The sequence below is a fragment of the Streptococcus sp. KHUD_017 genome (genome assembly GCF_054861245.1).
On the sequence record NZ_CM142175.1, the window covers coordinates 599,981 to 622,719 of the forward strand.

Genomic DNA, 22,739 nt, shown 5'->3' on the forward strand with positions numbered 1-22,739 from the left:
TTTTGATGATTAGAAGAGGTCTTTGACCTTATATACAAGACCGTCAAGCCCTTCTGAGCCTGAAACCAATGCTTGCGCTTGGCTAAGGTAGTCTCCTAGTTGATCCTTGTTTTCTTCAACAAATGTTTTTGCTGCAGAAAAATCTTTGTTCTCAACGAGTTCCTTTACTTGGTTAAAGAAATCTAATGGGTTCATGAGTTCCCTCCTTTTCTACCATTTTATTCAATCATTTTTGTTTAAATCTTGCAAGAAAATTGACTCTTCAAATAAAGTTCATGGGTGTCAAATGGTGTAAATTTTGATATAATTTTTAGTGATGAATTTTAGAAATGATCGGTATGTGGTTGTAGATTTAGAAGCAACAAGTACCGGAAGCAAGGCAAAAATCATCCAAGTGGGAATTGTAGTCATTGAAGATGGTGAGATTGTTGAGCAATATGCCACTGATGTCAATCCGCATGAACACTTGGATTCTCATATCAAAGAATTAACGGGTTTGACTGATAAGCGTTTAGCAAAGGCTCCAGAGTTTTCCCAGGTAGCTGGAAAGATTTTTGAACTGGTCAAAGACGGTATTTTTGTTGCGCACAATGTTCAGTTCGATGCCAATTTGTTGGCAGAATTCCTATTTTTTGAAGGTTATGAATTACGCACCCCTCGTATCGATACGGTTGAGTTGGCTCAAGTCTTTTATCCTCAGCTTGAGAAGTATAATCTTGGTATTCTTTGCCAAGAGTTGGGAATTTCCTTGGAGCAAGCTCATACAGCCCTTTCTGACGCCCAAGCAACTGCAGAACTCTTTCTTTGTATGAGACAAAAGATGTTTCAACTTCCAAAAGGTTTGTTGGAGCGCTTATTAAGTCTGGCTGATAGCTTATTGTACGAATCATACATGGTCATCGAGGAAGTTTATCAGAAACAGTCTCTCTTAGTTGAACATGACTTGGTCGAGGTGCAAGGTCTATTTTTGAGAAAAGAAAAATCAGCCCTTTCTCCACGAAAACTATCTAAAGATTTCCAAACCAATATTGCCTTGTTGGGGTTGGAGGAGAGAAACTTGCAAGAACGCTTCGCACAAAAGGTTCAAGAGTGCTTGCAAGGGGAAGACATTTCTTTTATTCAGGCTCAAACTGGGATTGGAAAAACCTATGGCTATCTCCTGCCAGCCTTGTCTCTTGAGAATGAAGGGGGGATCCTACTTAGTGTTCCAACTAAAATCCTTCAAAATCAGGTAATGCATGAGGAGGCTAAAAAACTCGAAGAGATTTTCCATATCTCTATTCATAGTCTCAAAGGACCACAGAATTACTTGAAGTTAGATGCCTTTCATGCAGTGCTAGAGGAAGAAGAATCCAATCGTTTGTATACGCGTTTCAAGATGCAACTCCTAGTTTGGCTGACTGAGACAGATACTGGAGACTTAGACGAGATTGGTCAACTTTATCGCTACCAGCAATTTTTACCAAACTTGGTGCATGATGGAAATCTTCACAAAGATTCTCTCTTTTGGTTAGAGGATTTTTGGAGACGTGGTCAGGAAAAAGCGCGTTCTTGTAAGTTGCTAGTGACCAATCATGCTTACCTCGTTACTCGACTTGAAGATGATCCTAGTCTCTTAGAAGGGCGTCTCTTGATTTTAGATGAAGCCCAGAAAATCTTGTTGACATTGGAAAATCTTTCTCGTAAAACTTATTTGTTAACAGATTTGGTGGAGCAACTAGATCAAGCTCTATCTAAAGAAGAAGGTATGCTTCAAAGACGCTTGCTAGAAAGTATTCGTTTTGAAGTTTCTTACCTACTCGATCAGTTTCTATCTGGTAAACGGAGGATGTGTCCAGCTAGTAGCGTTGACAAGCTCCACCAAGATTTTTCTGAGTTGAATTTACCAGAATTTAAAGACTATCAGAGATTTTTTACATCTGAGGGAGAATTTTGGTTATCGACTTCAGATGTGTCTAGTAAGAAGGTTGAAATCACTTCTAGTCGCAATCATCGTTTTCTCTTTTCTCAGATTTTCCCAGAATCCTGTCAGCTATTAGGAATCTCTGCAACCCTTGAAATTAGTAGTAGGGTTTCTTTACCAGAATTGTTAGGTTTTCCTCAAGCTGCCTTTTACTGCATGGACGAACAGTTTCAGGAAAATCAGGAAATCTTGTTGGTGAAGGATTTTCCGTTGGTGACAGAAATTTCATCTGAGGAATATGCACAAGCAATTGTAGAAGTTCTAGAAGAATTATTCCAGCTTGAAGAACCCATTCTAGTCTTATTTACTGCAAAAGATTTATTGTTGCAAGTTTCAGATGCTTTGAGGGTTTCCCATCTGGCCCAGTACAAGCACGGAGAACCAGCCCAATTGAAAAAACGCTTTGAAAGAGGCGAGCGTGAGCTCTTGCTTGGGGCGGGAAGTTTTTGGGAAGGTGTCGATTTTTCAAGACATCCTCGAGTGATTGAAGTGGTGACTCGTTTGCCTTTCCAAAATCCAGAAGATCCCTTTACTAAAAAGATGAATCAAGAACTTCGTTTGGAAGGAAAAAATCCTTTTTACGATTATCAGCTACCTATGGCCATTATTCGACTTAAGCAAGCGATTGGACGAACCATGCGCCGAGTTGGTCAACGCTCCGCAGTTTTGATTTTAGATAGCCGTATGTCAAGTAAACGATATGGCAAACAAATCAGCAAGGCTCTGTCTCGTACCAGTCGAGTAAGGAATATTAGCCGAGAGCAAGTATTCTCAAAAGTTCAAGAATTTTTAAATAAACAATGAAATGAATACCTGAAAGAATGAAGGAGGCCTTTTATGAAACGTTCTCTCGACTCTAGGGTCGATTATAGTTTAATATTACCAGTATTTTGTTTGTTGGTGATTGGAGTTGTAGCTATTTATATAGCAGTTAGTCATGACTACCCAAACAATGTTTGGTCCATACTTGGACAACAACTGGCTTGGATATCGCTAGGGATTGTTTTTAGCTTCATAGTCATGTTTTTTAACACAAAATTTCTCTGGCAGTCCACGCCTTATTTATATGGACTCGGTCTAGCCTTGATGGTCTTGCCTTTAGTCTTCTACAACCCGAGTTTAGTAGCTGCAACTGGTGCGAAAAACTGGGTGTCAATCGGTGGTTATACACTTTTTCAACCCTCCGAATTCATGAAGATATCTTATATTTTGATGCTGGCATACGTTATCGTAACCTTTACCAAGAAACATAAAGATAAAGAACGAACCGTTGGCTTAGATTTTCTATTGATTTTGTGGATGATCGTTTTCACAATGCCTGTTATGGTTTTGCTAGCCTTGCAAAGTGACCTTGGGACAGCTATGGTTTTTGTCGCAATCTTTGCAGGACTTGTCTTATTGTCTGGTGTTTCTTGGAAGATTATTATTCCAATTTTTGTAGCAGTTGTATCGGCGATTGCAGGCTTCCTAGCAATCTTTATCACAAAAGACGGGCGTGCCTTTATGCACCAAATTGGGATGCCGACATATCAGATTAACCGTATCCTTGCTTGGCTCAATCCGTTTGATTATGCCCAAACGACTACCTATCAACAGGCGCAGGGTCAAATTGCGATTGGTAGCGGTGGAATTTTTGGCCAAGGCTTTAATGTGTCTAATCTCCTTATTCCGGTCCGCGAGAGTGACATGATTTTCACAGTAATTGCGGAAGATTTTGGATTTATTGGTTCAGTTGTAGTGGTTGCACTCTATCTACTGCTCATCTATCGCATGTTAAAGATTACCCTAAAATCCAATAATCAATTTTATACCTACATCTCAACTGGATTTATCATGATGCTCTTGTTCCATATCTTTGAAAATATAGGTGCGGTTACTGGTCTTCTGCCTCTGACAGGGATTCCTTTGCCCTTTATTTCTCAAGGGGGATCAGCTATTATCAGTAATCTTATTGGTATAGGTTTGCTTTTATCGATGAGCTACCAAACTCATTTAGCTGATGAAAAGAGTGGCCGAACAAGATTCAAACGTAAAAAAGTTGTACTGAAGAAAGTGAAATAAGGAGGTCGCTATGCCTAAAGTTGCAGTTATCCTAGCAAATGGCTTTGAAGAAATTGAAGCCTTGACTGTCGTAGACGTCTTGCGTCGCGCAAATATCACCTGCCATATGGTAGGATTTGAAGATACAGTGACAGGTTCACATGCCATTCAAGTTCAAGCTGATCGAGTGTTTGATGGTAATTTATCAGAGTATGACATGATTGTTCTTCCAGGAGGTATGCCTGGTTCTGCCCACTTGCGGGACAATGAACAATTGATCACTGAACTTCAAAAATTTGAGAAAATCGGTAAGAAGGTAGCAGCCATTTGTGCGGCTCCAATTGCATTGAATCAGGCAGGTCTACTAGAAGGTAGAAACTTCACCTGCTATGATGGAGTTCAAGAACAAATTGCTGACGGTCACTACCATAAAGAAACAGTAGTCGTAGATGGAAATATCATTACGAGCCGTGGGCCAGCAACTGCTTTAGCCTTTGCTTACTACCTGGTTGAAACACTGGGCGGAGATGCTGAGTCTCTAAGAAATGGCATGCTCTACACAGACCTATTTGAAAAATAATGAACAAACTGAGGAGAATCTTTCTTGATGGAGAAGATTCTTCTCTTTTTTAATGGCAAAAACCAAGGTAAACATCGCTTTTTTTATAAAAAAATGGTATAATGAAGGGTATGAAATATCACGATTACATCTGGGATTTAGGTGGAACCCTGCTTGATAATTATGAAACTTCTACAGCAGCTTTTGTAGAAACATTAGCAGAGCTCGAGATTGAGCAGGAACACGATAGTGTTTACGAAGCTTTGAAGGTTTCGACTGCCTTTGCTATCGAAAAGTATGCTCCAGGTATTGAAAACTTTCTTGAAAAATATAAGGAAAATGAAGCCCGAGAGCTCGAGCATCCTGTTTTGTTTGATGGGATCCCTACTCTTTTAGAAAACATTTGGGACCAAGGTGGCCGTAACTTCTTGGTTTCTCATCGAAACGATCAAGTATTGGAAATTCTAGCGAAAACTGAGATAGCTCCTTACTTTACAGAAGTAGTGACGGCTAGTTCAGGTTTTAAACGCAAGCCTAATCCTGAATCGATGATTTATTTACGTGATAAGTATCATATAACGTCAGGTCTAGTCATTGGTGACCGAACCATTGATGTAGAAGCAGGACATGCTGCAGGCTTAGATGCCTATCTCTTTGAGGATGTTGTGTCCTTAAAACAAGCAATAGACATGTAAGAAAAAGGGGAAAAATGACAGAAGATATTAAAAACCAACAGGCACAAGATTATGATGCCAGTCAAATTCAAGTTTTGGAAGGTCTGGAAGCTGTTCGTATGCGTCCAGGGATGTATATTGGTTCAACTGCCAAAGAAGGTCTTCACCACCTAGTCTGGGAAATTGTAGATAATTCTATCGATGAGGCCTTGGCAGGATTTGCTAGTCATATCGAGGTCTTTATTGAACCGGATGATTCAATTACAGTTATCGATGATGGTCGTGGAATTCCAGTTGATATCCAAGAAAAAACAGGACGTCCTGCCGTTGAAACAGTCTTTACTGTTCTTCACGCTGGAGGGAAATTCGGCGGTGGCGGATACAAGGTATCTGGTGGACTCCATGGTGTAGGGTCATCAGTTGTAAATGCTCTTTCAACACAGTTGGATGTTCGCGTTCATAAAAATGGAAAGATTCACTACCAAGAATACCGTCGTGGACATGTTGTTGCAGACCTTGAGGTGATAGGGGATACGGATAAAACAGGAACAATCGTTCACTTTACTCCAGACCCAGAAATTTTTACTGAGACAACGACATTTGATTTTGATAAATTGAATAAACGGATTCAAGAGTTAGCCTTTTTGAACCGCGGGCTTCAAATTTCTATTACTGACAAACGTGAAGGACTTGAACAAACCAAGCATTATCACTACGAAGGCGGGATTGCGAGCTACGTTGAGTACATCAACGAAAACAAGGATGTTATCTTTGATACACCAATCTACACAGATGGTGAAATGGATGATATTACAGTGGAAGTTGCGATGCAGTACACAACGGGTTACCACGAGAATGTCATGAGTTTCGCCAACAATATTCATACCCATGAAGGTGGAACACATGAGCAAGGTTTCCGTACAGCCTTAACTCGTGTTATTAATGACTATGCTCGTAAAAACAAACTTCTAAAAGATAACGAAGATAACCTAACAGGTGAGGATGTCCGTGAAGGATTGACAGCCGTTATCTCTGTGAAGCATCCAAACCCTCAGTTTGAAGGACAAACTAAGACCAAACTTGGAAATAGTGAAGTTGTGAAGATTACCAATCGCCTCTTCAGCGATGCATTTTCTGACTTCCTTTTGGAAAATCCACAGATTGCTAAGCGCATCGTTGAAAAAGGGATTTTGGCTGCCAAAGCGCGTGTTGCTGCCAAGCGTGCGCGTGAAGTTACACGTAAGAAATCTGGTTTAGAAATTTCAAATCTTCCAGGAAAATTAGCGGACTGTTCATCAAACAATCCAGCTGAAACTGAACTTTTCATCGTCGAAGGAGACTCTGCAGGAGGTTCTGCAAAATCAGGACGTAATCGTGAGTTCCAAGCCATCTTACCAATTCGTGGTAAAATCCTTAATGTTGAAAAAGCGAGCATGGATAAGATTTTAGCTAATGAGGAGATCCGCAGTCTTTTCACAGCTATGGGAACAGGATTTGGGGCTGAGTTTGATGTTAGCAAAGCTCGCTATCAAAAACTGGTAATCATGACAGATGCCGATGTCGATGGAGCACATATTCGTACTCTTTTGTTAACTCTGATTTATCGTTATATGAAACCCGTTCTAGAGGCAGGTTATGTTTATATCGCTCAGCCACCAATTTACGGTGTCAAAGTCGGTAGTGAGATTAAAGAATATATTCAACCAGGCGCAGACCAAGAAATCCGCCTACAAGAAGCCTTGGCTCGCTACAGTGAAGGTCGTTCCAAACCAACCATCCAACGTTATAAAGGTCTTGGAGAGATGGATGACCACCAACTTTGGGAAACTACGATGAATCCTGACCATCGTCTCATGGCTCGTGTATCAGTAGACGACGCTGCAGAAGCAGATAAGATTTTTGATATGCTCATGGGTGATCGAGTAGAACCACGTCGAGAATTTATCGAAGAAAACGCTGTTTACAGTACTCTTGACGTATAAAAATATTGGGAAATAGTTCCCAAGGTTTGAAAAATATGATATAATCATTACAATTGTGTCATGTATAAAAGGAGTTTGATATGTCAAATAATCAGTTGATTATTACTTTGATTGGAATTGCTGTCCTGCTTCTTATTGCCTTTGCAGTGGCTATTTTGCTACGTAAACGTAATGAGAGTAGACTTGCAGCGTTAGAAGAAAGAAAAGAAGAATTATATAACCTTCCTGTTAATGATGAGGTAGAGGTTGTTAAAAACATGCATCTGATTGGTCAAAGTCAGGTTGCTTTTAGAGAATGGAACCAAAAATGGGTAGATTTATCTCTGAACTCTTTTGCAGATATTGAGAATAATCTCTTTGAAGCTGAAGGATACAATAACTCATTCCGTTTCTTGAAAGCTAAGCACCAGATTGATCAAATTGAAAGTCAGATTGAACTTGTTGAAGAGGATATTACAGCAATTCGTAATGCCTTGTCTGATTTGGAAAAACAAGAATCAAAAAATAGCGGACGTGTTCTGCATGCCCTAGATTTATTCGAAAAACTACAAAATACGGTAGCTGAAGATTCTGAAAAATATGGTCAAGCTCTTCCGGAAATTGAAAAACAATTGGAGAACATTCAATCTGAGTTTTCTCAATTTGTAACCTTGAATTCTTCAGGGGATCCGGTTGAAGCAGCAGGGATTTTAGATAACGCTGAAAATCATATTTTAGCCTTGACACATATCGTTGAAAGAATTCCAGCTATTGTAACCAAGCTTACGACTGAATTGCCAGAACAACTTGAAGATTTAGAAGCAGGTTACCGTAAGCTACTCGATGAGAACTATCATTTTGTAGAAACAGATATCGAATCTCGTCTTCAACTTCTCTATGAAGCCTTGAAGAATAATCATGAAAATATCCGTACATTGGAATTGGATAATGCAGAGTATGAAAACACTCAAATCCAGGAAGAAATCAATGCACTTTATGATATTTTCACTCGTGAAATTGCAGCACATAAAGCTTTTGAGAAATTGGTAGCTACCCTTCCTACTTACCTTAACCACTTGAAAGAAAATAACCAGGTCTTGGTTAAAGATATTGAACGTCTTGGAAAAAACTACCTGATTTCTGAAAGTGATGTCAATCGAGTTCGTCGTCTTCAAGGAGATATCTCAGCTTTGAGTGCTACAATCGAAGAGTTAACAAACAACCAAACAGAAGTTTCAGAAGCATATTCTGTATTACAAGAACGTTTGGAAAATGTTCAATCTACATTAAAAGATATCGAAGAAGACCAAATCGGTGTTAGTGAGCGTCTCGTTCAGATTGAAAAAGATGACATTAATGCTCGTCAAAAAGCAAATGTATATGTTAACCGTCTACATACGATTAAACGCTACATGGAGAAGAGAAATCTTCCAGGAATTCCACAAAAATTCTTGAAGCTCTTCTTTGATGCAAGTCACAGTACAGAAGACTTGATGGCTGAGTTGGAACAAGCTAAAGTGAATATCGAATCTGTTAATCGCATCCTTGAGATTGCGACAAATGATATGAATATGTTGGAAGAAGAAACATACAGTATTGTTCAAAATGCAACCTTGACAGAACAATTGCTTCAATATTCGAACCGTTACAGATCATTTGATGATCGTATTCAACAAGCTTTCCAAGAAGCTTTGAATATCTTTGAAACAACATTTGATTACCAAGCGTCTTTCGAAAAAATCTCTCAAGCATTAGAAGTTGCTGAGCCTGGTGTTACCAATCGCTTCGTTACTTCTTATGAAAAAACAAGAGAAAGTATCCGTTTCTAATTTATAAAAGAATCCTAGATTTTCCTAGGATTCTTTTACTTTTCTTTACCTTTTTCAAATATTTTTATGCCATGTTTTCATTGAAATTATAGCTCGTATTTGATATGATAAGACTATGACAAAAAAGAGATTACCCCAGAATAATGTAAAGAAGAAAAATAATAAAAAGCTTGGCACTCTTGTCTTGCTTTTATTTCTAACAGTGTTAGCACTCGGTAGTGTGATTACCTATAAAGTGATGAACAAACAAGCCTTTGAACAGAAAATTGAGAGCCTCAAGAAGGAAAAAGATGGTGCCTACTCCCAAGGAAGTCAAAAAGAGCATTTCCGCAAAGAGAAAACAGAAATTATCACCTATTATCCACTAGTTGGAGACAACGTTATCACCTCTGTCAAGGATGTCATCGTAAAAGACATCACTGACAAAGTAGAAGGTAAAGAACAGTTGATCTTTTATTACTCAGAAAAAGGGGATTCCTCTTTGACTGGGGTTGAAAATCGTTTGATCAAAAAGCAAGCCTATGACTTGGCCAATTCTAATGTTGTTGAAATAGAAAATACTACTTTAGATCAGCTGTATCTTAAAGAAGATGGTTCTGTCTTTACCCTGGATCAACTTTTTACAGACTCATCCACGGCAAAAGAAAAATTGCTTGAGGGAGTTAAGTCAACTCTTCAAGCTAAAAAAGTAGAGCAATCTGTTGTTGATCAAGTTTCAGCTGATTTCTCTGCTGCAGAATTGTCAAGCTGGAAGTTTGCCTATAAAGATAGTCAATTAGTTCTTTATCCATTCAAAGCAACGACTAATGTTGAAGAAATAGCGATGCCTATTTCAGATTTCTTTGATTTTATTCAGACATCCTATCTAACAGAAAAAGATGCTGAACTTTATAAAAAAGTTCAAGCAGAGAAACATAAAAAAGTTGTAGCCTTAACCTTTGATGACGGTCCCGATGGCAATACAACACCACAGGCCTTGGATATTTTAGCTAAGTACAAAATCAAAGCGACTTTCTTTGTACAAGGAAAAAACATTGCAGGTAATGAAGCTATCCTCAAACGTATGCAGGCTGAGGGGCATGAAGTTGGAAACCATAGTTGGAACCATCCCGTTTTAACACAACTTTCATTAGAAGATGCTAAAAAACAAATTACGGATACAGAATCAGCAATCACGAGTGTTCTAGGAAAGAGTTCAAAATTGATGCGTCCACCATATGGTGCGATCTCAGATGATATCCGTAATAGTCTCGATTTGAGCTTTATTATGTGGGATGTAGATAGTTTAGACTGGAAGAGTAAAAATGAAGCAGCGATTTTGACAGAAATTCAACGTCAAACAACTGATGGTTCTATCATCCTCATGCATGATATTCATCAGACGTCAGTAAATTCACTACCAAGGGTTATCGAGTATTTGCAGGGACAAGGCTATAGCTTTGTGACCGTATCAGAACTACTCAATACAGGTTTAAAACCACATGGTATTTACTATTCTCGTAACCAATAGTTGGGATTAAAATCAAATATTAGAAAAAAACAAAAAAAGATTATTTTTATCTTGACAAGTAGGGAAAAACTTGATATCATATACAAGATGAGAAAAGCAGAAGTGAGAACTTCTCGCCTTGCGACTAACGTTGTCTGGCCCCTACAGATCAAGTTTCAGAAATGAAATATAATCATGTAGAGCGGATTTGCGTTAGCAAGTCCGCTCTTGTTTTTCTCTAAACTAAAAAAAGAGGTGAAAACCATAGCAAAGCAAGACTTATTCATCAATGATGAAATTCGTGTACGTGAAGTTCGCTTAATCGGTCTTGAGGGCGAACAATTGGGTATCAAACCACTTGGTGAAGCGCAAGCACTTGCGGACGACGCTAATGTGGACTTGGTTCTCATTCAACCTCAAGCTAAACCTCCTGTTGCGAAAATTATGGACTACGGTAAGTTCAAATTTGAGTACCAGAAGAAACAAAAAGAACAACGCAAAAAACAAAGCGTTGTGACCGTGAAAGAAGTTCGATTGAGCCCAGTTATTGATAAGGGTGATTTCGATACGAAACTTCGCAGTGCTCGCAAGTTCCTTGAAAAAGGGAACAAAGTGAAGGTTTCCATTCGCTTTAAGGGTCGTATGATTACCCATAAAGAGATTGGAGCAAAAGTTTTAGCCGATTTCGCTGAAGCAACTCAAGATATTGCTATCATCGAACAACGTGCTAAAATGGATGGTCGTCAAATGTTCATGCAGTTGGCCCCAGCAACTGACAAGAAATAATCTGTCAGAAAGTTAAAAAAAGGAGAAAATATCATGCCAAAACAAAAAACACACCGCGCATCAGCTAAACGTTTCAAACGTACAGGTTCTGGTGGACTTAAACGTTTCCGTGCTTACACTTCTCACCGTTTCCACGGAAAAACTAAGAAACAACGTCGTCATCTTCGTAAAGCATCTATGGTGCATGCAGGAGATTTCAAACGTATCAAAGCAATGCTTACTCGCTTGAAATAATCGCGTATTTGTAAGTTAAGAATTCTAGGAAATATTGGAGGAAATATAAATGGCACGTGTTAAAGGTGGCGTTGTATCACGCAAACGTCGTAAACGTATTTTAAAATTAGCAAAAGGTTACTATGGAGCTAAACACATCTTGTTCCGTACTGCAAAAGAACAAGTAATGAACTCTTACTACTATGCATACCGTGACCGTCGTCAAAAGAAACGTGACTTCCGCAAATTGTGGATTACACGTATCAATGCGGCAGCTCGTTTGAACGGACTTTCATACTCACAATTGATGCATGGTTTGAAATTGGCTGAGATCGAAGTAAACCGTAAAATGCTTGCTGACTTGGCTGTTAACGATGCAGCAGCTTTCACAGCTCTTGCTGATGCAGCCAAAGCAAAACTTGGTAAATAATTATTCATAAGACTGGTGCAAGTTTGTCCCAGTCTTTTTTAAAACAAAGGAGAAAAAAATGGCTTCAAAAATGTTACATACCTGCTTGCGAGTCGAAAATCTTGAAAAATCAATCGCTTTTTATCAGGATGCTTTTGGTTTTAAGGAATTGCGTCGTATGGACTTTCCAGAACATGCTTTTACCATTGTTTATCTAGGTCTTGATGGTGATGATTATGAATTGGAGTTGACATACAACTATGATCACGGACCTTATGTTGTTGGTGACGGTTTTGCTCACATCGCCCTAAGTACACCTGACCTTGAGGCTCTTCACAAAGAACATAGCGACAAAGGCTACGAAGTAACAGCGCCTAATGGGCTTCCAGGGACTCAACCAAACTATTACTTTGTTAAAGATCCAGATGGCTACAAGGTAGAAGTGATTCGCGAAAAATAATAAAAACTCCTCATTTATCAAATTGAGCGAGACAATTTCACCTGATTTAGAAAAATTTGATAGAGAGCAGTGTAGGTCATTTATGTTAGTTCTTTTCAGATAAATGTTAGCGTTTATCTGAGACTAATATAGATGGCTTTTTCTATCTAGCTTAATGTGACAAATTGGGATATAATAAAAATAATTAAACAAATTAGTGGGAGAAAAAAATGTCAGACCAAAATCCAAATGTAGAGCTAAACAAAGAAGATAAACTAATTGTAGAAAATAATTCGGTGAAAGATATGCAGAATTGTCCAAAAGCTGTCAAGAAACCTTCGGCTCTTCTATCTTTCTCATTTTATTTGGCACTTACCTATATTCTTCTATTTATAACTCTTGCTTTAGTTACTGCTCCATGGGGAATTGTATTCTTGATTTTTCTAGGTCCTAATTTAATTGCTTACGCTATAGCAACTTTTTTAACTCGGATAGGAATTAAGAAAGTAAATAGAAATTTCTTGTATGCGAGTGCAGGATTTTATTTGCTCTCAGGACTTTTGGCATTCGACCCAGATTGGGAGATGTTTAGGGTCTTTCCTTATCTCTCACTAGTTCTAGTTTTAATCGGAATATTTTTAACGAAAGATACAAGTAACTAAGTTAAAAAAGCTAGGCGCAACTCTTCTTCGAACTTATTTCATATCATAAAACCATAGCCTTTAAGGCTGTGGTTTTTTAGTTTAATGATTAGAAAGAAATTGTGTTTCTATTTTTTAAAATGGTATAATAGAAAAAGAAAAAGGGAGGTGAGAAAGAATGATTGCCCAACTGGATACGAAAACTGTCTATAGTTTCATGGAGAGTATGGTTTCAATCAAGAGATATGTCAGCCTTGGGAAGGAATATGGCTATTCATCACTTGGAATCATGGATGAAGATAATCTCTATGGAGCCTATAATTTTATCAAAGAATGCCAAAAACAGGGGATTCAGCCTTTATTAGGTCTTGAGATGACTGTTCATCATCAAGATGAATGGATCAATCTACGTTTTTTAGCCCTGTCAAACCGAGGTTATCAAAACCTGATGAAGTTGTCGTCTCTAAAGATGACAGGTAAAAAAGAATGGACTGATTTTTCTTCTTACCTAGAGGATATTTGTGTTATTGTTCCCTATTATCCTGAAATTGCTGGTTTAGATTTAGGGCATGACTACTATATCGGAGTGTATCCAGATACACCTCAATCCAATTTTTCTCAACCAATTCTCCCTCTTTATCGTGTTAACTCTTTCGGATCTGATGATTTAGAAGCTCTACAGATGCTTAAAGCGATTAAAGAGAACGTGACCTTGAGAGAGGTTGATGTTCAATCTCAACAGGGCTTGTTTTTGCCTGCTGACCGTTTAGAACAGGTTTTTGTAGAGAAGTTTCCACAAGCACTCGAAAACCTAGCAAGATTGACCAAGGGGACTTCCTACGAGATTGATAGTAGTCTCAAGCTTCCTCGTTTTAATCCGGAGAGACCAGCTGTTGAGGAATTAAGGGAGAGAGCTGTTAAGGGCTTGGAGCAAAAAGGCTTACTAGATTCAGTCTATCAGGAACGTTTAGAAGAAGAACTGTCTGTGATTCATGATATGGGGTTTGATGACTATTTCTTAGTTGTCTGGGATCTCTTACGTTTTGGTCGTTCTCAAGGCTATTATATGGGTATGGGACGTGGGTCAGCAGTTGGAAGTTTAGTAGCCTACGCTTTAGATATCACTGGAATTGATCCTGTAGCTAAAAATCTTATCTTTGAGCGCTTCTTAAATCGTGAACGTTACACCATGCCAGATATAGATATTGATATCCCAGATATCTATCGCCCTGAGTTTATTCGTTATGTTCGCGACCGTTATGGTAGTATCCACGCTGCGCAGATTGTCACTTATTCGACCTTTGGAGCCAAGCAAGCCATCCGAGATATCTTCAAACGTTATGGTGTCCCTGAGTATGAGTTGACAGCTATTACAAAAAAAATTGGTTCTAAAGATACTCTAACGACAGCCTATGAAGGCAATCTAGGTTTTAGACAACTCATTCAGAGTAAGATTGAGTACCAAAAGGCTTTTGAAATTGCCAAAAAGATTGAAGGTTATCCACGACAGACTTCCATCCATGCAGCTGGTGTCGTTATTAGTGATAAAAATCTAACAGATTATATCCCTCTAAAGTTTGGAGAGGATATGCTCATTACCCAATATGATGCGCATGGAGTTGAAGGAAATGGCCTGCTCAAGATGGATTTCTTGGGCCTACGAAACTTAACCTTCGCTCAAAAAATGCAGGAGCTCTTATATGAAACTCAAGGTATTTCACTAAGAATTGAGAATATTGATCTTGAAGATAAGGAAACCTTAGCCCTCTTTGCTACAGGTAAGACCAAGGGAATCTTTCAGTTTGAACAACCTGGGGCCATACGATTATTGAAACGCGTGAAACCACAAAATTTTGAAGAAGTAGTGGCAACGACTTCCCTCAACAGACCGGGGGCGAGTGACTATATCGATAACTTTGTGGCTCGAAAACATGGTAAAGAAAAGGTGACGGTTCTGGACCCTGTTTTAGAAGATATTCTAGCTCCGACTTATGGTATTATGCTCTACCAAGAGCAGGTGATGCAAGTAGCTCAGCGATATGCTGGTTTTAGCCTTGGGAAGGCCGATATTTTACGTCGTGCTATGGGGAAAAAGAACGCAGCTGAGATGCACCGAATGGAAGAAAGTTTCATCCAAGGTGCACTCGAAAAAGGACATAGCAAAGAACAGGCGCAAGAAGTTTTTTCTGTAATGGAGAAATTCGCCGGTTATGGCTTCAACCGTTCGCATGCTTATGCTTATGCGGCTTTAGCTTTTCAACTTGCTTACTTTAAGACACATTTTCCAGCCATTTTTTATCAAGTCATGCTCAATTATGCGAGTGGAGATTATATTCTCGATGCACTTGAAATGGGATTTGAACTAGTACCGCTTTCGATCAATACAATTCCATATCAGGATAAATTAAAGGATAAGACGGTTTATTTGGGTCTTAAAAGTATTAAGGGAATACCTCGCGACTTTGCTTATTGGATAATCGAGAATCGTCCTTTTAGCAGTGTTGAAGATTTTATCACACGATTACCCAAAAATTATCAAAAGATTAGCCTCTTAACCCCTTTAGTGGAAGTAGGACTTTTTGATGGATTTGATAAAAATCGTCAAAAAATCTTAACCAATCTACCAACTTTGTTTATCTTTGTGGATGAGTTAGGCAGTCTCTTTGCAGATTCTAGTTATAGCTGGACAGATACAGAGGACTTTTCAAATATTGAAAAATTCCAAAAAGAGCAAGATTGGTTAGGCGTTGGAATTAGTCAACACCCATTGCTAGTTTTAGCGAAGAACCCTTTGTATCCAATCGTGAGTTTATCTGAGCTTTTCGAGGGACAGACAGCTACAGTGCTCGTTGAGATTCAGTCTATCCGAGTGATTCGAACAAAAAAAGGTGAAAACATGGCCTTTTTGAAAGTTACTGATAGTAAAACAAGTCTGGAGGTCACTATTTTTTCTGAACAGTACCGCCAATTTAAAAATCTCTTGCACGAAGGAAGTTTCTATTACCTAAATGGAAAAGTGCAATCCAGAGATGGTCGTCTTCAATTAGTGTTAAATAATCTGAAAGAAGCAGTGAGTGAGCGTTTTTGGATTCAGGTAGCTAATCATGACCACGATTCTGAAATTTATCATATTTTAGATCAGTATAAGGGGCAAATTCCTGTTGTCATCCGTTATGAAAATGAACAAAAAAATGTTCTTTTGCCTGGTTATTTAGTTGCAAAAGACGCTGGCTTACAAGAATCTTTAAGTCAAATGACAATGAAAACGATTTATCGTTAAAAATCAATGAAAATAAAAGAATTTTAACTTTAAATATGGTATAATCAGTTAGAATGTTAAAAGAAAAAGGAGCAAAACCAAATGAAACGTATTGCTGTTTTGACTAGTGGTGGGGACGCCCCTGGTATGAATGCCGCCATCCGTGCAGTTGTTCGTCAAGCAATCTCAGAAGGAATGGAAGTATTTGGTATCTATGATGGATACGCTGGTATGGTTGCTGGTGAGATTTATCCACTTGATGCTGCTTCAGTAGGAGACATCATTTCACGTGGTGGTACTTTCCTTCACTCTGCTCGTTACCCTGAGTTTGCAAAACTCGAAGGTCAACTTAAAGGGATTGAGCAATTGAAAAAACACGGTATCGAAGGTGTCGTAGTTATCGGTGGTGACGGTTCTTATCATGGAGCTATGCGCTTGACTGAACATGGATTCCCTGCTATCGGACTTCCAGGAACAATTGATAACGATATCGTAGGTACAGACTTTACAATCGGATTTGACACTGCAGTAACAACTGCTATGGATGCGATCGATAAGATTCGTGATACATCGTCAAGTCACCGTCGTACTTTCGTTGTTGAAGTAATGGGACGTAATGCAGGTGATATCGCTCTTTGGGCAGGTATTGCAACAGGTGCTGACGAAATCATCATCCCTGAAGAAGGTTTCAAATTTGAAGATATCGTAGCAAGCATCAAAGCTGGTTATGAACACGGTAAAAAACACAACATTATTGTTTTAGCAGAAGGTGTTATGTCAGCGGCTGAATTTGGTCAAAAACTAAAAGAAGCTGGCGATACAAGCGACCTTCGTGTAACTGAACTTGGTCACATCCAACGTGGTGGTTCACCAACAGCTCGTGACCGTGTATTGGCGTCACGTATGGGTGCACATGCTGTTAAACTCCTTAAACAAGGAATCGGTGGTGTTGCTGTCGGTATTCGTAACGAGAAAATGGTTGAAAATCCAATTCTTGGAACTGCAGAAGAGGGAGCTTTGTTTAGTTTGACAGCTGATGGTAAGATTGTTGTTAATAACCCTCATAAAGCTGATATTGAACTCTCTGACTTGAACAAGAGCTTGTCATAATCAACTTTAACTAATCTGGTAAAATGACCATAAAAGGTCGAATTATATAAAGGAGTCACAAAATCATGAACAAACGTGTAAAAATCGTTGCAACTTTGGGTCCTGCGGTAGAAATCCGTGGTGGAAAAAAATTCGGTGAAGATGGATACTGGGGTGAAAAACTTGACGTTGAAGCTTCAGCTAAAAACATTGCTAAATTGATTGAAGCAGGAGCTAACACTTTCCGTTTCAACTTCTCACACGGTGACCACCAAGAACAAGGTGAACGTATGGCAACTGTTAAACTTGCAGAAAAACTTGCAGGTAAAAAAGTTGGTTTCCTTCTTGATACTAAAGGACCAGAAATCCGTACTGAATTGTTCGAAGGTGAAGCTAAAGAGTACTCATACAAAACTGGTGAAAAAATCCGTGTTGCAACTAAACAAGGAATCAAATCAACTCGTGAAGTGATTGCTTTGAACGTTGCAGGTGCGCTTGACATCTATAATGACGTTGAAGTTGGTCGCCAAGTATTGGTTGACGATGGTAAATTGGGTCTTCGTGTTGTAGAAAAAGACGACGCAAGTCGTGAATTTGTCGTTGAAGTTGAAAACGACGGTGTTATCGCTAAACAAAAAGGTGTTAACATCCCTAATACTAAAATTCCTTTCCCAGCTCTTGCTGAACGTGATAACGACGATATTCGTTTCGGTTTGGAACAAGGTATTAACTTTATTGCGATCTCATTCGTACGTACTGCAAAAGACGTAAACGAAGTTCGTGCTATCTGTGAAGAAACTGGTAACGGTCACGTTCAATTGTTCGCTAAAATCGAAAACCAACAAGGTATCGATAACTTGGACGAAATCATTGAAGCCGCTGATGGTATCATGATCGCTCGTGGTGACATGGGTATCGAAGTACCATTCGAAATGGTTCCAGTTTACCAAAAAATGATCATCACTAAAGTAAATGCTGCTGGTAAAGTTGTTATCACTGCAACAAACATGCTTGAAACAATGACTGAAAAACCACGTGCAACTCGTTCAGAAGTATCAGACGTATTCAACGCTGTTATCGACGGAACTGACGCTACAATGCTTTCAGGTGAGTCTGCAAATGGTAAATACCCACTTGAGTCAGTTACAACAATGGCTACAATTGACAAGAACGCTCAAACTCTTCTTAACGAATACGGACGTTTGAACTCAGATTCATTTGAACGTAACTCTAAGACAGAAGTTATGGCTTCAGCAGTTAAAGATGCTACAAATTCAATGGACATCAAATTGGTTGTAACTCTTACTAAGACTGGTCACACAGCACGTTTGATCTCTAAATACCGTCCAAATGCTGATATCTTGGCATTGACATTTGACGAATTGACAGAACGTGGATTGATGTTGAACTGGGGTGTTATCCCAATGTTGACAGAAGCTCCATCATCAACTGATGACATGTTTGAAATTGCTGAACGTAAAGCAGTTGAAGCAGGTCTTGTACAATCTGGTGACGATATTGTTATCGTTGCAGGTGTGCCACTTGGTGAAGCAGTTCGTACAAACACAATGCGTATCCGCACTGTACGTTAATCTAACATTAAAAACCTATCATATCAGGCTTTATAGCTTGTATGATAGGTCTTTTTTTGTTTCATAAGGTCCAGACCCTATTCGTTTAAGAAAAGAAAAAACTCTCTGGTTTTCCAGAGAGTGTGAGAGGCATCTCCATGTGAGAAACTGGTTCACACAATTTCTCAAGGTCCGCTCCTGCGTTATGACCTCCTTTGCGCAATTGTAGCTCTTGCTACATATCGACTCATCGCAGACTTTATTGTACTATAGGGGGTAATAGTTTGTCAAGAAAAAAACAGTCCCTAAAAAAGGAACTGATGAATGATGCTAATTGCCGGGATCGAACCGGCGACCTCATCCTTACCATGGATGCGCTCTGCCTACTGAGCTAAATCAGCTTACTTTGAAAGTATACTATAGATTTAAGCTTTTGTCAATATGCTAATTAGTATGCTAACTCATTGGAAAAGCCCAAGTAATAAACTTGGGCTTATGAAAATTAGACTATTGTAATTGCTCTCTCTTTTTATCTGGGTTCCAAACAAAACTTGCAACAAAGGTAAAGAGGATTGTCAGAATTCCGATTATAATTGCTAGAATCAAGGCAGGGATACGGATGAGCCACCACAGTGGATTTGGCTTTTTATTGTTGTGCCACTGTTTTGTTTCCTCATCCAGGCGTTGAAATTCAGATTGGATACGGTCTGCAACCATCTCAATTCCCTCATCATTCATCTTTTTAATATCTGAGATATCAATCGGATTTCCAAAATTCATATCAATTCGCTCGCGGCTGATGAGTCCTTTTAGAGTCATAGGGCCAGTATAAGTAACTGGCATGATGCGAACCTTAGCCATCTTCGCGATGAGGGCAACACCACCCTTAACATCGTTAGAATGACGACTACCACTTGGAAACATAATCAGTGAGCGATTGCTCTTTTTTAGAACATTAATTGGATATTTGATAGCAGAAGAACCTGGGTTATCACGGTCGATAGGGAAAGCACCACACATGCGAATCCACCAACCAAAGATGCGATTTGAAAAGAGTTCTTTTTTTGCCATAAAGACAAATTGCTTTGGTTTTGTTGCAAAAGCCATATATACTGGATCCCACCAGGTACGGTGTGGCGCAACAAGGATATAGTTTTCATCTAAACTTGGAATTTTTTCAGTATTGTGAAAGTGAGCATTTCCATTGATTGACCATAGAATCAACATAACCAGCCCACGCAGATAAGTATAAAACATGATGTCTCCTTCAGTTCTCTTTCTTTTATTATACCTTATCATACTAGGACAGGCAAATGTTTTTTGTTTAGGCGGAACAGCTTTTTATATGAAATTAGAAATATTCAAAAAAAAATGATATGATAGAATTTATGGATAAAAATAAAATTATGGGCTTAAGCCAATCAGAAGTTAAAGATCGTCAGAAACAGGGACAGGTCAATGATTTCCAAGCTTCAGCTAGTACGAGTACATGGCAGATTGTGAAGAGAAATGTCTTTACTTTATTCAATGCTTTAAACTTTGCTATTGCCTTAGCGCTCGCCTTTGTTCAAGCTTGGAGCAACCTAGTTTTCTTTGCGGTTATCTGTTTTAATGCATTTTCTGGGATTGTAACCGAGCTACGTGCCAAACATATGGTTGATAAGCTCAATCTCTTGAATAAAGAAAAGATTATCACTATTCGTGATGGACAAGAGATCGCTCTGGATCCTGAGGAGCTTGTTTTGGACGATGTGATTCGCTTGTCAGCAGGGGATCAGATTCCAAGTGATGCCATTGTATTAGAAGGTTTTGCAGAAGTCAATGAAGCTATGTTAACGGGTGAGAGCGACTTGGTGCAAAAAGAAGTAGAAGACTTAATGTTGTCGGGTAGCTTTCTTGCGAGTGGGTCTGTCCTTGCTCAGGTTCATCATGTAGGGGCAGATAATTATGCTGCTAAACTCATGCTTGAAGCTAAGACAGTGAAGCCAATTAACTCTCGTATCATGAAATCGCTAGACCGGTTAGCTGGCTTTACTGGGAAAATCATCATTCCTTTTGGTATTGCTCTCTTGCTTGAAGCCTTGGCCTTAAAAGGTCTGCCACTCAAGTCTTCTGTAGTCAATTCATCTACAGCTCTTTTAGGAATGTTGCCTAAGGGAATCGCCCTTTTGACCATCACTTCTCTCTTAACTGCTGTTATCAAGCTTGGGTTGAAAAAGGTTTTAGTGCAGGAGATGTACTCTGTTGAAACCTTGGCGCGCGTAGATATGCTCTGCTTGGATAAGACAGGGACAATCACCCAAGGGAAGATGCAGGTTGAGACGGTCCTTCCTCTTACTCCAGCTTATAACAAAGATACCATTGCTAAAATACTAACTAGTTATATGGCACACAGTGAGGATAAAAATCCAACTGCCCAAGCTATTCGAAAGCGTTTTGCGGGAGAGGTAGCTTATCAGATGATTTCTAGCCTTCCATTTTCAAGTGATCGAAAATGGGGAGCAATGGAGTTGGAAGGTCTAGGAACTGTTTTCCTAGGCGCACCGGAGATGTTGTTGAATGCTGAAGTTCCTGAAGCTAGAGAAGCTCTTGAACGAGGATCTCGTGTCTTGGTGTTAGCGCTCAGTCAAGAAAAACTTGACCATCACAAGCCACAAAAGCCATCTGATATTCAGGCTTTGGCTTTGCTTGAGATTCTAGATCCGATTCGAGAAGGTGCTGCTGAGACGCTAGACTATCTTCGTTCTCAGGAAGTAGGGCTGAAAATTATCTCTGGTGATAATCCAGTCACTGTTTCAAGTATTGCTCAAAAAGCAGGTTTTGCAGACTATCAGAGTTATGTAGATTGTTCGAAAATTAATGATGAAGAATTGATAGCCATGGCTGAGGAAACAGCCATTTTCGGACGTGTTTCACCTCATCAAAAGAAACTGATCATCCAAACTCTGAAAAAAGCAGGACATACTACAGCAATGACCGGAGATGGTGTCAATGATATTCTAGCTCTGCGTGAGGCAGACTGTTCCATTGTTATGGCTGAAGGAGACCCAGCAACTCGTCAGATTGCAAATCTGGTCCTCTTGAATTCAGATTTCAATGATGTTCCTGAGATTCTCTTCGAAGGTCGTCGTGTGGTCAATAATATTGCCCACATTGCTCCGATTTTCTTGATTAAGACAATCTATTCCTTCTTGCTAGCAGTTATCTGTATTGCCAGTGCTTTGTTGGGACGTACTGAATGGATTTTGATTTTTCCATTCATTCCGATTCAGATAACTATGATTGACCAATTTGTGGAAGGATTCCCACCGTTTGTATTAACTTTTGAACGAAATATCAAACCTGTGGAACAAAACTTCCTCAAAAAATCCATGCTTCGAGCTTTACCAAGTGCCTTGATGGTAGTTTTTAGTGTTCTCTTTGTTAAAATTTTTGGAACCAGTCAAGGCTGGACAGCCATTGAAATTTCGACACTTTTGTATTATCTATTGGCATCGATTGGTTTCATGTCTGTAGTTAGAGCTTGCTTGCCATTTAGCTTGTGGCGTGTGCTATTGATTATTTGGTCAGTTGTAGGTTTCCTTGGAACAGCCCTATTTCCAAGAATCCAAAAATTGCTTGAAATTTCAACACTTACAGGTCAAACATTGCCTATCTATGGCATTATGATGCTCGTCTTTATTGTGATTTTCATACTGACAAGTCGTTATCAAGTTAAAAGATAAAGAAAGACTGCAATCCATGATTGCGGTCTTTTTTAGGTGCAGGATTGCCAGATAAAATATGGTATAATAAAGGGAAATAGAGTTTTTGAAAG

At 39.1% G+C, this 22,739-nt stretch carries 18 protein-coding genes, 1 tRNA gene and 1 other annotated feature; of the genes, 16 read left to right on the forward strand and 3 right to left on the reverse strand.

Translation table 11 applies throughout. From position 1 onward, the window contains the following. Positions 1 to 9: 9 nt before the first annotated feature. Positions 10 to 195 (reverse strand): hypothetical protein, encoded by a 186-nt coding sequence (locus ACVAMZ_RS02925; protein ID WP_461684988.1) that lies wholly within the window; start codon positions 193 to 195, stop codon positions 10 to 12. Between the two features lie 121 nt (positions 196 to 316). On the opposite strand from ACVAMZ_RS02925, the gene ACVAMZ_RS02930 reads away from it, so the two are divergent. The 15 genes from ACVAMZ_RS02930 (at position 317) to pyk (ending at position 18,943) form a co-directional block, all read left to right on the forward strand. After that, positions 317 to 2,767: a bifunctional DnaQ family exonuclease/ATP-dependent helicase gene (locus ACVAMZ_RS02930; protein ID WP_461684989.1), complete on the forward strand. Its 2,451-nt coding sequence runs from the start codon at positions 317 to 319 to the stop codon at positions 2,765 to 2,767. 33 nt (positions 2,768 to 2,800) lie between these two features. Then, positions 2,801 to 4,024 carry an FtsW/RodA/SpoVE family cell cycle protein gene (locus ACVAMZ_RS02935; protein WP_461684990.1) on the forward strand — a complete coding sequence of 408 codons (1,224 nt, stop codon included), beginning with the start codon at positions 2,801 to 2,803 and terminating at the stop codon, positions 4,022 to 4,024. Positions 4,025 to 4,034: 10 nt separating this feature from the next. Next, the gene (locus ACVAMZ_RS02940) at positions 4,035 to 4,583 is read left to right on the forward strand and encodes a DJ-1 family glyoxalase III (RefSeq protein ID WP_178894762.1); all 549 of its coding nucleotides are present in this window, start codon (positions 4,035 to 4,037) and stop codon (positions 4,581 to 4,583) included. Positions 4,584 to 4,693: 110 nt separating this feature from the next. Beyond that, the gene (locus ACVAMZ_RS02945; protein WP_461684991.1) at positions 4,694 to 5,257 is read left to right on the forward strand and encodes an HAD family hydrolase; all 564 of its coding nucleotides are present in this window, start codon (positions 4,694 to 4,696) and stop codon (positions 5,255 to 5,257) included. A gap of 14 nt (positions 5,258 to 5,271) precedes the next feature. Continuing rightward, positions 5,272 to 7,218: a DNA topoisomerase (ATP-hydrolyzing) subunit B gene (gyrB, locus tag ACVAMZ_RS02950; RefSeq protein WP_414272132.1), complete on the forward strand. Its 1,947-nt coding sequence runs from the start codon at positions 5,272 to 5,274 to the stop codon at positions 7,216 to 7,218. Between the two features lie 80 nt (positions 7,219 to 7,298). Continuing rightward, positions 7,299 to 9,026 (forward strand): septation ring formation regulator EzrA, encoded by a 1,728-nt coding sequence (gene ezrA, locus ACVAMZ_RS02955; protein WP_461684992.1) that lies wholly within the window; start codon positions 7,299 to 7,301, stop codon positions 9,024 to 9,026. 115 nt (positions 9,027 to 9,141) lie between these two features. Next, positions 9,142 to 10,536 (forward strand): peptidoglycan-N-acetylglucosamine deacetylase PgdA, encoded by a 1,395-nt coding sequence (gene pgdA, locus ACVAMZ_RS02960; protein ID WP_461684993.1) that lies wholly within the window; start codon positions 9,142 to 9,144, stop codon positions 10,534 to 10,536. An 88-nt stretch (positions 10,537 to 10,624) separates the two neighbouring features. Next, positions 10,625 to 10,755: a sequence feature (ribosomal protein L20 leader region), on the forward strand. 15 nt (positions 10,756 to 10,770) lie between these two features. Continuing rightward, positions 10,771 to 11,301, forward strand: a complete 531-nt coding sequence (gene infC, locus ACVAMZ_RS02965; protein WP_004253871.1) for a translation initiation factor IF-3 — start codon at positions 10,771 to 10,773, stop codon at positions 11,299 to 11,301. A gap of 33 nt (positions 11,302 to 11,334) precedes the next feature. Further along, a complete protein-coding gene (gene rpmI / locus ACVAMZ_RS02970; RefSeq protein WP_003003453.1) occupies positions 11,335 to 11,535 on the forward strand; it encodes a 50S ribosomal protein L35 in 201 nt (66 codons plus the stop codon). 49 nt (positions 11,536 to 11,584) lie between these two features. After that, positions 11,585 to 11,944, forward strand: a complete 360-nt coding sequence (rplT, locus tag ACVAMZ_RS02975) for a 50S ribosomal protein L20 (protein WP_000124830.1) — start codon at positions 11,585 to 11,587, stop codon at positions 11,942 to 11,944. Positions 11,945 to 12,002: 58 nt separating this feature from the next. After that, complete coding sequence (gloA, locus tag ACVAMZ_RS02980; RefSeq protein ID WP_461684994.1) at positions 12,003 to 12,383, forward strand: lactoylglutathione lyase; 381 nt, start codon at positions 12,003 to 12,005, stop codon at positions 12,381 to 12,383. 209 nt (positions 12,384 to 12,592) lie between these two features. Next, positions 12,593 to 13,024: a hypothetical protein gene (locus ACVAMZ_RS02985; RefSeq protein WP_461684995.1), complete on the forward strand. Its 432-nt coding sequence runs from the start codon at positions 12,593 to 12,595 to the stop codon at positions 13,022 to 13,024. A 157-nt stretch (positions 13,025 to 13,181) separates the two neighbouring features. Further along, positions 13,182 to 16,283, forward strand: a complete 3,102-nt coding sequence (locus ACVAMZ_RS02990; RefSeq protein WP_461684996.1) for a DNA polymerase III subunit alpha — start codon at positions 13,182 to 13,184, stop codon at positions 16,281 to 16,283. 81 nt (positions 16,284 to 16,364) lie between these two features. Then, entirely contained in the window at positions 16,365 to 17,372 is a 1,008-nt protein-coding gene (gene pfkA / locus ACVAMZ_RS02995) for a 6-phosphofructokinase (RefSeq protein WP_303407130.1), read from the forward strand. Positions 17,373 to 17,437: 65 nt separating this feature from the next. Next, a complete protein-coding gene (gene pyk, locus ACVAMZ_RS03000) occupies positions 17,438 to 18,943 on the forward strand; it encodes a pyruvate kinase (protein ID WP_414311952.1) in 1,506 nt (501 codons plus the stop codon). Between the two features lie 307 nt (positions 18,944 to 19,250). On the opposite strand, the gene ACVAMZ_RS03005 is transcribed toward pyk, so the two are convergent. Then, positions 19,251 to 19,323, reverse strand: a tRNA-Thr gene (locus tag ACVAMZ_RS03005). A 106-nt stretch (positions 19,324 to 19,429) separates the two neighbouring features. Beyond that, positions 19,430 to 20,179, reverse strand: coding sequence for a lysophospholipid acyltransferase family protein (locus ACVAMZ_RS03010; RefSeq protein WP_371500661.1), 750 nt, complete (start codon positions 20,177 to 20,179; stop codon positions 19,430 to 19,432). Between the two features lie 131 nt (positions 20,180 to 20,310). Between ACVAMZ_RS03010 and ACVAMZ_RS03015 the strand changes: the two genes are divergently transcribed. Then, positions 20,311 to 22,647: a cation-translocating P-type ATPase gene (locus ACVAMZ_RS03015; protein ID WP_414277583.1), complete on the forward strand. Its 2,337-nt coding sequence runs from the start codon at positions 20,311 to 20,313 to the stop codon at positions 22,645 to 22,647. Positions 22,648 to 22,739: the final 92 nt, after the last annotated feature.